Source organism: Paraburkholderia sp. D1E (assembly GCF_052682275.1).
The window spans coordinates 1223494-1237085 of record NZ_JBQYMB010000001.1 but is presented as its reverse complement, the minus strand read 5'-3'; the positions used below and the strand labels follow the sequence as shown (position 1 = coordinate 1237085).

Sequence of the window (13592 nt, the reverse complement as noted above, 5' to 3'; positions counted from 1 at the left end):
CTGATGCCGAAGCTCATCCATGTGATCGGCGCTGGCCTCGCCGGCCTGGCCGCTGCGGTGCAATTGCAGCGGCGCGGCGCACAAGTCGTGTTGCATGAGGCGGCACCCCAGGCGGGTGGCCGGTGCCGTTCGTACTACGACCCCAAGCTGGGCGCGACGATCGACAGTGGCAATCACATGGTGCTGTCCGGCAATTTCGCCACGCTCAACTATGTGCGCGCAATCGGCGCCGCCGACGAGCTGGTTGGCCCTGCCCAGCCCGAGTATCCGTTCGTGGATCTGGCGACGCGCTCGCGCTGGACCGTGCGGATGTCGCCGGGCCGTCTGCCCTGGTGGATCTTCGACCCGAACGCGCGCGTGCCGAACACCGGGCCGAGCGACTATCTGGCGCTGGTGCCGCTGCTGTTCGCCAAGCCTGGGCGTACTGTGGCGCAGACCATGCGTTGCAATGGCCCGCTGTGGGACCGGCTGCTTCGGCCGCTGTTTCTCGCGATGCTCAACGTCGAGCCGCGTGAAGCGTCGGCGGAGCTGACGAGTGCGATGGTTAGGGAGATGCTCGTCGCCGGTGGTCTGGCGTGCCGGCCTCTGGTGGCGCGCAACGGTCTGAGCAGTGCCTTCGTCGACCCGGCGCTGCGTCTGCTGCAGCATGGCGGCGCGGCGATCAGGCTAGGCTCGCGCCTGAAAGATATTGTGTTTGCCGACACCGGCCGTGTTTCGGCACTGAACTTCGTAGATGAAAGCATCGCGATCGAAGCCAGCCAGGCCGTGGTGCTCGCGGTGTCGCCGGACATTGCGCAGACGCTCGTACCCGGCTTGCGCTCGCCAAATCGTTTCGCGGCGACCGTCAACGTACATTTCGCAGTCGAGCCACCGTTCGGTATGGCGCCGATCACGGGGCTGCTCAATGCGACTGCCGATTGGCTGTTCGCCTTCGAGGGCCGCGTGTCGGTCACGGTCAACGCCGCTGAGCGCCTGCTCGACACACCGCATGAAACGCTCGCGAAAACCATCTGGGCCGAAGTGGCGCAGGCCGCCAATTTGCCGGCTGAGCCGATGCCGGCCTGGCAAGTCGTGATGGAAAAGCGCGCGACGTTTGCCGCCCTGCCGGATCAGGAAACGCTGCGTCCCGGCACGCGCACTCGCTGGAACAACTTGATGCTCGCGGGCGACTGGACGGCCACCGGCCTGCCCGCGACGATTGAAGGCGCGATCCGCTCCGGCCAGAAGGCCGCGGACACGCTGCTGAATCAACCGATGGAACGCCGATGAACGACTTATCTCAAGCCCAGCCGCTGGACGCCGTCCTGCCTGAATTTGCCGGTACGGCGCCGAATGTATCGAACGCGCTGCCGAACGGGGAGCCGAGTGCTGCGCCCGTCGCTGCGTCGCAAGCGTTCGCACCGTCGCTCGACGCCGCGATCACGCGCGCCACCGAGGCAATCCTCGCCGCGCAGAAGCCGGACGGCCACTGGGTCTACGAACTTGAAGCCGACGCGACGATTCCCGCCGAATACGTGCTTCTCGTGCACTACCTCGCCGAAACGCCGAACCTGGAACTCGAACAGAAGATCGGCCGCTATCTGCGCCGCATCCAGCTGGCGGACGGCGGCTGGCCGCTTTTCACCGACGGCGCGCTCGACATCAGCGCCAGCGTGAAGGCGTACTTCGCACTGAAGATGATTGGCGACTCGCCGGATGCCGAGCACATGGTCCGCGCGCGCGAAGCGATCCTGGCGAACGGCGGTGCGGAAACGGTGAACGTGTTCACGCGGATTCTGCTTGCGCTGTTCGGCGTGGTGTCCTGGCGCGCCGTGCCGATGATGCCCGTGGAAATCATGCTGCTGCCCCAATGGTTCCCGTTCCATCTGTCGAAGGTGTCGTACTGGGCGCGTACCGTGATCGTGCCGTTGCTGGTGCTGAACGCGAAGCGGCCGGTGGCGCGCAATCCGCGCCGTGTGCGTATCGACGAGCTGTTCCGCGGCGCACCGGTCAATACCGGCATGCGCGATCGGGCGCCACATCAGCACCTCGGCTGGTTCCGCTTCTTCCGCGGCGTGGACGTCATGTTGCGCGCAATCGACGGCCTGTTCCCGACGGTGACGCGCGAGCGTTCGGTGCGCGAAGCGGTGAAGTTCGTCGACGAACGGCTGAATGGCGAAGACGGCCTCGGCGCGATTTTCCCGGCGATGGCCAACTCGGTGATGATGTACGACGTGCTCGGCTATCCGGCCGATCATCCGAAGCGCGCAATCGCTCGTCAGTCGATCGAAAATCTGCTTGTCATCAAGGATGACGAAGCCTATTGCCAGCCGTGCCTGTCGCCGGTGTGGGATACCTCGCTCGTGGCGCACGCGCTGCTCGAGACCGGCGAAGCGCATGCCGAGCAGGCGGCTGAACGCGGGCTTGCATGGCTGCGTCCGCTGCAGATTCTCGACGTGCGCGGCGACTGGATCTCACGCCGTCCGAATGTGCGTCCCGGCGGCTGGGCGTTCCAGTACAACAACGCGCACTATCCTGACGTCGACGACACGGCGGTGGTCGCGATGGCGATGCAACGCTCGGCGGCGCTGACGCAATCGGACGTCGATCGCGAAGCCATTGCGCGGGCGCGCGAATGGGTGGTCGGCATGCAAAGCAGTGACGGCGGCTGGGGCGCGTTCGAACCGGAAAACACCCAGTACTACCTGAACAACATTCCGTTCTCCGATCATGGCGCATTGCTCGATCCGCCGACCGCGGACGTGTCGGGCCGCTGCCTGTCGATGCTCGCACAACTCGGTGAATTTCCGCAGGGCAGTGAGCCGGCGCAGCGCGCGTTCGATTACATGCTGAAGGAACAGGAATCGGACGGCAGCTGGTATGGCCGGTGGGGCCTGAACTACATCTACGGCACGTGGACCGCGCTGTGTTCGCTGAACGCCGCAGGCTTGCCGCACGACGATCCGCGGATGAAGCGCGCCGCGCAGTGGCTCCTGTCGATCCAGAACGAAGACGGCGGCTGGGGCGAGGGCGGCGAGAGCTACAAGCTCGACTATCGCGGCTACGAGCGCGCGCCGAGCACGGCGTCGCAAACCGCGTGGGCACTGATGGGCCTGATGGCGTCGGGCGAGGTGAATCACGAGGCGGTTGCGCGTGGCGTCGAGTATTTGCAGCGGGAACAGCGCGAGCACGGCCTGTGGGACGAAACGCGCTTCACGGCGACCGGTTTCCCGCGCGTGTTCTATCTGCGTTATCACGGCTATCGCAAGTTCTTCCCGTTGTGGGCGCTGGCGCGCTTCCGTCATCTGAAGCGCAACGGGCTGACGCGCGTCGCGGTCGGGATGTAACGGATGGCGCTTTCGACAACGCCGTCAGCCGGGGCCGGCCGCAGCATGTTGCCGGTCATCGTGGTGACGGGTATGGCGTTCGAAGCGCGTATCGCGCGCGGCAAGGGTGTCGAGGTGGTCTACGCGGCTCGTGCCGATCTGCTGGAGCGGGCGTTGAGTGCGGCGGTTGCGCGCGGCTGCTCCGGGATCGTTAGTTTTGGGACGGCGGGTGGTTTGGCGCCCGATCTGGAGCCGGGCACGCTGATCGTCGCAGAAGCCGTCGAGGGGCCGTTTGGGCGGCTCGAGACCGACCGGCCATGGGCTGACAGGCTCGCCGCCGCGCTGGCGACTGGGCCGCTTGTGGCGCGTCTGCGGCGCGGGTTGGTGGCGGCGGTGACCGCGCCTTTGGTCACTGCCGACGACAAGCGCGTGCTGCATCGCTCGACGGGTGCTTTGGCGGTTGATATGGAATCGCATATTGCCGGTGCGACGGCTGCCGCGCATGGTGTGCCGTTTGCGGTGTGTCGCGCGATTGTCGATCCGGCCTGGCGGACGTTGCCTTCGGCTGCTACCGCTGGATTGCGGGATGATGGCACGACGGCGTTAGGGCCGATTTTGCGGGAGTTGTTGCGGCAGCCGTCGCAGTTGGGGGCGCTGATTCAGGTCGCTGTCGATGCGCGGGCGGCGCGGACCTCGCTGGTGCAGGCGCGGCATGCTATGGGTGAAAGTGGGGTTTTGCGGTTGGGTGGTGGGTGAGGGGTTTGGTCTTTTTCTTGATCTGGCTTTTTTGGCCTTTCCTTGAATTCTTATTGGTCTATTAGCGTCGCCCCTGTGCGGGGCGGCACTTACTTCTCTTTGCCGCCGCAAAGAGAAGTAAGCAAGAGAAAGCGGCTCACACCGCTAGTTCTTAAGCGGGTCCCCCGCGCAGTCGCGGTAGTGGTGCATCTGGAATCCGTGTTCTCGCACATTCAGCCTCGGTGACAAGGCAGTCATACCTCCAGCGGCGCTGCGCGCGCCGAAGGGTGCTTCCCATCTGGTTCGCTCGGCATTCCTGTTCGCAATCGGCGGGCACACTGTTCGTTTAAATTCCCGCCGTTTCCGCACGCTAATTTCCCTGTCCGCTCTCTAAGGTGACCCGGGCGCTCTGTAGCGCAGGGTCACCTGATCCCATCCCTTACTGTGTCGCCGGGACTGCTTCCTGTGGGTTCTTGTCCGTGGGCGCGGTTTGCGACGCCGGTGCTGGTGCCGCGGTGCCCGATGCCGCAGCAGGCGCCGCCGCTGGGGCGTTTGGCGTGTCGCCCGGGTCCGTGTAGTCCGGTACGCCCGCCGGGGCGGCCGTGGCGCTTCCTGATGCCGCGTTCGGGGCTTCAGCGGTGTCGCCTGGGTCCGCGTAGTTCGGCAAGCCTGCAGCCGCGCCGGAAGCGCCCTTGGCAGGTGCGGCTGCGCCGGAGTCGCCCTCCTGGTCGTCGTAGTTCGGGAGCGGTGCGGCGTTGTCACCCGTGCCGCGCAGGCGCGCTTTGCGCTGCTGCGTATAAGCGTCGCGAACGAAGGAATACTTGTCGAGCGCAGCCTGTTGCAGCAGGTCGGTTGCCCCCAGCAGGTCGGAGCGCACGCTCACGAACTGCAGCACGTACAGCGGATTGCGCACCGCCGGCTCGATGTAGTTCAGCGGGTTGAACTTCACGTCCACGACCAGACCCATGCTGTCACGCACCGTGCTTGGACCAAACAGCGGCAAGACCAGGTACGGGCCCGACGGGATGCCCCAGTGGCCCAGCGTCAATCCGAAATCCTGATGGTGCTTCGGCAGACCGGCCGGCGTGGCCCAGTCGATCAGGCCGCCGAGCCCAAAGGTCGAGTTGAACGCGAAACGCACGAAGTCTTCGGTCGCGTCGGTGATCTTCAACTGCAACAGATTGTTGGCGGCGTTGGTCAGGTCGCCCAGATTCGAGAAGAAGTTGCTCACCGCCGTACGCAACGGCTGCGGTGTCACCTTCTGGTAGCCCTTGGCGACCGGCACGGCGACGAAGCGGTCCAGGCCATCATTGAAATTAAAAATCACCCGGTTCGCCGGCTCGAACGGGTCGCCCGGTTTACGGTCGGGGCCGGTCGCGCAGCCAGAGATCAGCCCGGTGGCGACCAGCGCCAGCACGGTGGTTTGCAGCTTCATGCTTATATTCCTTTGTGCTTCGCGCGACGTTGGCGCGGCTTACCCATCAGCACGGGTTGGAACACCACCGCGCCGATCAGCGTGCAAAACAACGAGAGTGCCAGCAAGCGTCCCATACTCGACGTCCCCGGATGATGCGACAGCCAAAGGCTGCCGAACGCCGTCGCGGTGGTCGCCGCACTGAACAACACGGCATGCGTGAGGCTCGACTGCAAAAGGCCGGTCTGCCCGTTGCGCCACGCCATCACGAAGTAAATCTTGAATGCTACGCCGACGCCCAGCATCAGCGGCAATGCGATGATGTTCGCGAAGTTCAGCGGCATGCCGAACACCACGCACAACTCCAATGTCACCAGCGCCGAGACCAGCAGCGGAACCAGGGTGCGCAGCATATCGCTGAGCCGCCGCAGCGCAATCCACAGCAGGATGGCAATCGACAGCAAGGCGTAGCCGGCGGCCTGCAGGAACGCCTTGATGATCGTGTCGGCGGAATGCAGGATCGAAATTGGGCCGCCGATCGCGTCCGGTTCGGCTTTCTTCACCGCGTGCGCAAAAGCGGCGAGCGTTGCGTCGTCGTTCGGATCGGCGCCGGGTTTGACCTTCGGCGCGATGTCGACGAGCGCGCGGCCGTCCTTCGACACCCAGCTTGTGGAGATCTCCTTGGGCAGGTTGTCGCGCGTAATCTCGGTCGGCTGCAACAGATCCGCCAGTTGCTTCAGCGCGATGCGCAGCGGCTCGGACATCGCGGTTTCGGCGCGCTCGCGCGTGGCGGCGTCGGCGGCGGCCAGCTTTTGCAGCGTTGCGGACAGATGCTTGGCTTCGGCGGCGCCGGGACCCGGGTGGTCGTCAGCGGCGAGCGAAAGCTGGTTCGACGCGCGCTTCAGCGCGGCGACGCGCACAGCGTCTGTGGCTTGGGGCGAGGGCTGCTGCTGCAGCGCGGGCAGCAGTTGCTGCGCGGCGCTTGCGATCAGCATTAGCTTTGGCTGCTGCTCGGTCGGAACGAAGGTGTCCAGCGTAGTGACGCGGCCCACTTCCGGCAGCGTGCGCAGACGCGTGGCCTTCTGGTCCGCATCGGCAAGCGTGGGCGCCAGCACGTGCACATTGTTGACCGCGGCTTCTGGCGAATCCTTCAGCGACAGCAGTGTCGCCATGGATTCCGTATGCGGGTCCTTCAGATGCAGCGGATTGAAGTCGAAGCGCAAATGCGTGAGTAACGGCGTGGCGCCGATCACGACGATGAGCGTTCCGATCAGCACCGGCTTGCGGTGATGGTCGAGGAAATCGTCGACGGGCGCGAGTTGTTTGAAGCCGGGCGAAACGGCTTCGACCGGCGGGTTGAAGAGCTTCAGCAGCGCCGGCAGCAGCGTCATGTTGGTGAAGTACGCGACGAACATACCGACGCCGGCAATCTCGCCCAATTCCGACACGCCGCGATAAGCCGTCGGCAGGAACGAGAAGAAGCTCAGCGCGACCGCCACGGCAGCGAGCGTGAGCGGCACGCCGATGCTGTGTGCGGTGTGCATGAGGGCAGCGGAAAGACGGTCGTCGCGATTACGTTCCTCACGATATTTGACGCCGAACTGCACGCCGAAATCGACCCCGAGCCCGACGAACAACACCATGAAGGCGACCGAAATCATGTTGAGCGCGCCGACCAGCAGTAGGCCGAGCGCGGCGGTGATCGCGAGCCCGACGAACAGCGTAATGAACACGGCTACGATCATGCGGCCTGAACGCAAGGCCAACCACAGAATGATCAGCACGACAATGAAGGTGCCGATGCCGTTGAGCACGGCGCCGTCCTTGACCGATGCGAATTCTTCGTCCGCGAGCGGCTGTTCGCCGGTCAGGCGGACCGTGGCGCCATAGCGCGTATCGAGGTGCAGCGACGCGGCGGTGTCGCGAATCGCTTTCGATGCCGTCGCGCCCGGCTCCAGTGCGTCGTAGTTCACGACCGGCTGCACCGTGACGAAGGCGCGCGCCGGATCCGTGGCGGCGCTCCTGTCGACCAGCGCGCGCCACGAGAACGCCGCCGGCTGGCCGGCCAGCACCCGATCGAGCGTGGTGGCGCTTTGCGACAGCAGATGGCTCATGTCGGCCAGCTTCACCTGACCCAGTTGCAGCGGCAGCAACAGGCTCGTGGTGAGCGTGCCGGCGAGGCCGGTCAGGCTCGGATCGTGCGCGAGGGCATTGACGAGGGGGCGCGACTGGACGAGTTGCGACGTGGTCGACATCACCTCGTCGGTCGACGGGAACAACAGACCATTGTGTTCGAAGAACGGGCCGCCGGCGGGCTGCGAGACCGCGACGAACTCCTTCGGATCGGCTTTGAGCGCGGCCGTGAGGGCACTGGCAGCGGCGTCGGCAAACTCCGGCGCGCGGGCTTCGACCACCACCAGCACGGTTTGGCCGCGATCCGGGAAGGCCTTGTCCATGGCATTTTCGAGCGACGACCATTGCTTGTCGGTCTCGATGAGCTTACTGATATCGGTGTTGATCTTGAAGTGATCGGCAACGTAGAAGCCGCTCAAAACGGCGAGCACAAGAGACAGGGCGATGATCCGTAACGGATGGCGCACCGAATAGGCGACGAGACGGACAATAGATGACTTCAGCATGTAGGCGGGGGTGGCCTTATCACGGACGGTGTTTTTGACGAAAGTGCACAAGTATACAGAGCCGGAGCGACTCGGCTCCACTTCGGCAGCAAGGACGGCTCCCGGGCGGCGCGGCCGGGGGCGGGAACGCAATATCGGTATACTGGTCTATCCAGCTTTCGCCGCGGGCTTATGAGCCCGCCGGTGCTTACTTCTTGGGGTTTTGGCGAGCGTATGAAACGTTATCTGTCTGCTTTTCTGGCTGCGGCCGTGGTGTCCACTGCGGCATACGCACAAAGCGCGCCTGATGCGCTGGTGAAGAGTGCCGTCGAAGGCACGGTTACCGCGATGAAGGCCGACCCGCAGGCGCGCGGCGGCGATATGGCGAAGATTACCGAGCTGGTTCAGACGCGATTTGTGCCGGCCACCGATTTTCAGCGGACCACGCGGATCGCGGTAGGGAAGGCATGGAGTACGGCGACCCCCGAGCAGCAGAAGCAGCTGTATGAGCAGTTTACGCTGCTGCTGGTGCGCACCTACGCCGCCTCGCTGTCGCAGTTGCGCGATCAGGATGTGAAATTCAAGTTTCTGCCGGTCAGCGTGCCGGCCGGCGCCAAGGACGTAGTCGTGCAGTCACACGTAATCAGCAACGGCGGGGACGATGCGATTGATTACCGGCTGACCAAAGGCGCATCCGGCTGGAAGATTTACGACATCAACATGATGGGTGCCTGGCTGATTCAGGTTTATCAGACGCAGTTTGCCGATCAGCTTTCCAAAGGCGGCGTTGATGGGCTGATCAAGTTCCTGACTGCGCATAACGCACGAAGCGCAGGCTGAAGTCACGCGCAAAAGAGAAAGCACAAAAAAGAAAAAGCGCGGTGGCAATCAGGCCACCGCGCTTTTTTTCTACAGAACATGCACATCATGGGGCGAACAAAACCGCCCCGATGATCGACAGCTTAGTGTGCGGAAGCGGAAGCCGCCGTCTGCACCTTCTTGCCCTTACCAGCACGCCCAATTTCTTCCAGCTTGATCTCGACGTGCCGCGAGAACACGAACTCAGCGGGGCGCTGCTTATCCAAAGGAATATCCTTGGTGAAGGCGCCGGAAGTCTTCGGGCCGCGCAGGCTGACCTTCAAAGCCTTCAACGGATGCGCAACCGTGTCCATCACGGCCGTCGCTTCGAAGCCGCAGTGCACCATGCAATCCGCGCACTTCTCATAGTTACCCGTACCGTAGTCGTCCCACTCCGTGGTTTCCATCAGTTCCTTGAAGGTCTTCACGTAGCCTTCGCCGACCAGATAGCACGGCTTCTGCCAGCCGAACACCGTACGCGCCGGGTTGCCCCAAGGCGTGCACTCGTACGTCTGATTGCCGGCCAGGAAATCCAGGAACATCGCGGACTGGCTGAACGACCAGTTCTTGCCATTGTTGCCGCGCTTGAAAATTTCGCGGAACAGATGCTTGGTCTTGTCGCGGTTCAGGAAGTGCTGCTGATCCGGCGCGCGCTCATAGGCATAACCCGGCGAGACGGTGATGCCGTCCACGCCCATCGGGCCGAGCGTGTCGAAGAATGCGGCAACGCGTTCCGGCACTGCGTCGTTGAACAACGTGCAGTTGATGTTCACGCGGAAACCGCGGCGCTTCGCTTCCTTGATCGCGGCGACTGCCTTGACGTACACGCCTTCCTGCGACACCGAGTGATCGTGCGCCTGCTCGTCGCCGTCCAGGTGAACCGACCAGACGAAGTACGGATTCGGCTCGTAGTCGTCCATCTTCTTTTCCATCAGCAGCGCGTTCGTGCACAGGTACACGAACTTCTTGCGCGCGATGATGCCCTTCACGATCTGCGGCATTTCCTTGTGCAGCAGCGGCTCACCGCCTGCAATCGAAACGACCGGTGCGCCGCATTCGTCGACTGCGCCAAGGCATTCTTCGAGCGACAGACGCTGATTCAGGATGGGATCCGGATAATCGATCTTGCCGCAGCCATTGCAGGCAAGATTGCAGCGGAACAGCGGCTCCAGCATCAACGCGAGCGGGTAGCGTTTGTTGCGCGAAAGGTGCTGACGCATGATGTATGCGCCGACCCGGACTTTCTGTAGCAGCGGAATAGACAAGACGTCCTCCTTAAACTTCGCGTGCAGCGAGTGGTTGCATCAGTTTCGATGGCAACTTGAATTCGACTTTCTCTTCACGGCCCGCCATCGTCGTGACATCGACGGGCCCCAATGCGCGCAGCGCATCGATTACGTTCTTCACCATCTCTTCCGGTGCCGAAGCACCGGCTGTGATGCCGACAGTCTGCACATTCGCAAACCACTCCGGCTTCACTTCCGAACCGTCGGCGACGAGATAACTCTCCACGCCGCTTTCACTGCCGATCTCGCGCAGCCGGTTCGAGTTGGAACTGTTGGTTGCGCCCACCACCAGCAGCACCTCGACCTCTTTGCTCAGTTCGCGCACCGCCGCCTGACGGTTTTGTGTGGCGTAGCAGATGTCGCGCGTGTCGGGACCGACGATGTCGGTGAAACGGCGCAGCAGAGCATCGATGATGCCACGTGTGTCGTCCACCGACAGCGTGGTCTGCGTGACGTACGCGAGCGGCGTGTCGAGCGGCAGGTTCAGATGCGCGACCTCGGCCTCGCTCTGCACCAGCAGCACCTTGCCGGGAATCTGGCCGATCGTGCCTTCCACTTCCGGATGGCCCGCGTGGCCGATCAGGATCAGGGTACGACCCGCAGCCACATACTGGCGCCCCTGCACGTGAACTTTGGTCACCAGGGGACAGGTCGCGTCGAGCACGTCGAGGCCGCGCTGTTCCGCGTCGCGCTCGACAGTCTGCGCGACACCATGCGCGCTGAAAATCGCCACCGCGCCTTGCGGCACCTCGTCGAGTTCTTCGACAAAGCGCGCGCCCTTCTGGCGCAGGTTATCCACCACGTGGCGATTGTGAACAATCTCGTGGCGAACATACACGGGCGCGCCGTGCTGCTGTAACGCGCGGTCGACGATCTCGATCGCGCGAACAACCCCTGCACAAAAGCCGCGGGGTTGAGCAAGGATGACTCGCATAAATTGGCGAACTCCGACTGACGCGGGTTTCGAAGAAGTCGGTAACTATGACTCTATCGCCGCGACCATCTATTTAGTTGACGTCTTGAGCCCCGGCGACGAGCCGGTACAGCAAAACCAAACGCGCATTCTAACGCTATCAGGCCGGCTCTGCTCTGGCGCGCCTGCCCAGGTGTTGCGCCGCTGCGCCGCGGGCCCGCGGCCGGGCAGCCGCACCCATGGCGCATGCGGCAATGCGCTGGTGGGAATGCGCTGGTGGTAATGATTACGCGCTGCACCGGTTTGGCGGAACCCTTAAACTACATGGTCCTGCGGCGCACGTTTGCGGCCGCATTACAGAATGGTTTCGAGGCTTGCTGGATGGACGTCGATCAATACGAGAATTTTCCGGTCGCGAGCGTGTTGCTGCCAAAGGCGCTGCGCGCGCCGATCGACATTATCTATCAGGTTGTCCGCACCGCCGGCGACATTGCCGATGAAGGCGACTGGAGCCCGGCCGAGCGGCACGCCCGCCTGGCCGACTTCCGCGCTGGCCTCGACGCGGTAGCACAGCGGCGCGCGGCGCCGGTGCACCCACTTCTGTTCGGCAAGCTCGCTGGTGTCATTGCCCAGTATAAACTGCCCGTCGCGCCGTTCTACGATCTGCTCCACGCGTGCGGCCAGGACATCGACACCAACCGTTACGAAGACCGGGCCGCCCTGCTCGACTATTGCCGCCACTCGGCAAACCCGATCGGGCATCTGATGCTGCATCTGGTGGGCGCCGCCACGCCGGAGAATCTCGCCGACGCCGATGCGATCTGCACGGCCTCGCAACTGATCAGCTTCTGGCAGGACGTTGCCGCCGACTGGAAAAAAGACCGCGTGTATCTGCCGCTCGCGGATCTGCGGCGCTTCAACGTGACCGAGGCGCAGATCGCCAAGGGCGTCGTCAATGATGCCTGGGTCAAGCTGATGGCCTACGAGATTTCGTTTGTTCGGGCCACGCTGGTACGCGGCGCGCCGCTCGCGTTGCGTATCCGCGGGCGGTTGGGTATCGAGCTGTGCGGCGCCATCCACGGTGGCTTGCGCATCCTCGAGCGGATTGAAAAGGCCGGCTACGACGTGTTTCGCGAGCGGCCGGTGCTCAACACTTTTGACTGGTGCGTCGTCGCGGTACGCACTGTGGTGATGCGCCTGTCGCGGCGCGTCGGCGTAGAAGCGGGTTCACTCGAGGGTCATGCTTAATGGTGGTGGTTCTGTTTCTTCTTTCGTGTCTTTCCCTGCTGATCTGGTGTGTGTTGCTATTCGCGCGCGGCGGGTTCTGGCGGGCGCGTCCCGCCACGCCGCTCGCGCTCGAACCGCGTGAAACCTGGCCGGCGGTCGCCGCCGTGGTGCCGGCGCGCAATGAAGTCGATGTGATCGCCGAGGCCGTCACCAGCTTGCTCGAGCAGGACTATCCGGGCGAATTCCACGTGATCGTCGTCGACGACCACAGTACCGACGGCACCGCCGACGCCGCCCGCGCGGCCGCGTTGCTCCTGCAATGCCCGGATCGCCTGACTGTGTTGAGCGCGAAGCCACTGCCGCCGGGCTGGTCCGGCAAGGTGTGGGCACAGTCGCAAGGTATCGAGGCGGTGCGCACGCTCGGTCTGCCCGCAGACTTTCTGCTGCTGACCGATGCCGATATCGGCCATCCCGCCGACGCCGTCGCGCAACTCGTCGCGCGTGCGGATGCGGAAAAACGCGACCTCGTCTCGCTGATGGTCCGCCTGCGCTGCGATTCGTTCTGGGAGAAGGCGCTGATTCCGGCCTTCGTGTTCTTCTTTGCCAAGCTGTACCCGTTCTCGTGGGTCAATAATCCGCGCAACCGCACGGCTGCGGCTGCGGGTGGCTGCATGCTGGTCCGGCGCAGCGCGCTCGAAGAAGCGGGCGGTATCGAGTCGATTCGCGCCGAGCTGATCGACGATTGCAGCCTCGCCGCGCGTATCAAGCATCGCGGCACGGGGCGTCATGCGATCCGTCTGGATGTGGCGGCGCGCAGCGTGTCGCTGCGTCCTTACGATAGCTGGCGTGAGATCTGGAACATGATCGCGCGCACGGCCTTTACGCAGTTGCGTTATTCGCCGCTGCTGCTGGCGGGCACGCTGTTGGGCATGACGATCATTTACCTGATGCCGCCGGTGGCTGCGCTGGTGCTCGGTCCTCTTGGCTGGCCTGCGTGGCTGGCCTGGGCGCTTATGTGCTGCGCTTATGCGCCGATGCTCAGCTACTACCGCCGTTCGCCGCTATGGGCGCCGTTCCTACCGCTGGTGGCGTTGTTCTATGTCGGCGCGACGTTGGCGTCGGCGGTGCGTTACTGGCGCGGTAAGGGTGGGCAATGGAAGGCGCGTGTGCAGGCGCCGGTGCAGGAGCGCTGAGACGCGCGCCATCAGGGATTTGTCGGACGAAAAAAAGCGGCGC

The 13592-nt window shown here is 63.9% G+C and carries 10 protein-coding genes; 6 read left to right on the top strand and 4 right to left on the bottom strand.

The genetic code is table 11. The features are described 5' to 3' along the window. Nucleotides 1-3: 3 nt before the first annotated feature. From hpnE to ACUN0E_RS05855, 3 genes are read left to right on the top strand one after another with little or no spacing between them, the layout of a single operon-like run. Nucleotides 4-1269, top strand: a complete 1266-nt coding sequence (gene hpnE, locus ACUN0E_RS05865) for a hydroxysqualene dehydroxylase HpnE (RefSeq protein ID WP_445565942.1) — start codon at nt 4-6, stop codon at nt 1267-1269. Next, nucleotides 1266-3326 carry a squalene--hopene cyclase gene (shc, locus tag ACUN0E_RS05860; protein ID WP_445565941.1) on the top strand — a complete coding sequence of 687 codons (2061 nt, stop codon included), beginning with the start codon at nt 1266-1268 and terminating at the stop codon, nt 3324-3326. Before hpnE ends, shc begins: the two co-directional genes overlap by 4 nt. A gap of 3 nt (nt 3327-3329) precedes the next feature. Then, the gene (locus ACUN0E_RS05855; RefSeq protein WP_445565940.1) at nt 3330-4061 is read left to right on the top strand and encodes a phosphorylase; all 732 of its coding nucleotides are present in this window, start codon (nt 3330-3332) and stop codon (nt 4059-4061) included. 418 nt (nt 4062-4479) lie between these two features. Here the strand turns inward: ACUN0E_RS05855 and ACUN0E_RS05850 are convergent, their stop codons facing one another. Next, nucleotides 4480-5475, bottom strand: coding sequence for an MlaA family lipoprotein (locus tag ACUN0E_RS05850; protein ID WP_445565939.1), 996 nt, complete (start codon nt 5473-5475; stop codon nt 4480-4482). A 2-nt stretch (nt 5476-5477) separates the two neighbouring features. After that, nucleotides 5478-8093, bottom strand: a complete 2616-nt coding sequence (locus tag ACUN0E_RS05845; protein ID WP_445565938.1) for an MMPL family transporter — start codon at nt 8091-8093, stop codon at nt 5478-5480. A gap of 213 nt (nt 8094-8306) precedes the next feature. Here ACUN0E_RS05845 and ACUN0E_RS05840 point away from each other — a divergent pair, with 213 nt between their 5' ends. After that, nucleotides 8307-8912, top strand: a complete 606-nt coding sequence (locus ACUN0E_RS05840) for an MlaC/ttg2D family ABC transporter substrate-binding protein (protein WP_408241063.1) — start codon at nt 8307-8309, stop codon at nt 8910-8912. A gap of 122 nt (nt 8913-9034) precedes the next feature. Here ACUN0E_RS05840 and hpnH read toward each other — a convergent pair whose 3' ends face one another. Together hpnH and ispH are read right to left on the bottom strand one after the other, a co-directional pair. Beyond that, the gene (gene hpnH / locus ACUN0E_RS05835; protein ID WP_445565937.1) at nt 9035-10195 is read right to left on the bottom strand and encodes an adenosyl-hopene transferase HpnH; all 1161 of its coding nucleotides are present in this window, start codon (nt 10193-10195) and stop codon (nt 9035-9037) included. A gap of 10 nt (nt 10196-10205) precedes the next feature. Then, nucleotides 10206-11150 (bottom strand): 4-hydroxy-3-methylbut-2-enyl diphosphate reductase, encoded by a 945-nt coding sequence (gene ispH / locus ACUN0E_RS05830; RefSeq protein WP_445565936.1) that lies wholly within the window; start codon nt 11148-11150, stop codon nt 10206-10208. A 360-nt stretch (nt 11151-11510) separates the two neighbouring features. Between ispH and hpnC the strand changes: the two genes are divergently transcribed. After that, entirely contained in the window at nt 11511-12377 is an 867-nt protein-coding gene (gene hpnC / locus ACUN0E_RS05825; RefSeq protein WP_445565935.1) for a squalene synthase HpnC, read from the top strand. Beyond that, entirely contained in the window at nt 12377-13549 is a 1173-nt protein-coding gene (locus ACUN0E_RS05820) for a glycosyltransferase (RefSeq protein ID WP_408241051.1), read from the top strand. Before hpnC ends, ACUN0E_RS05820 begins: the two co-directional genes overlap by 1 nt. Nucleotides 13550-13592 lie beyond the last annotated feature (43 nt).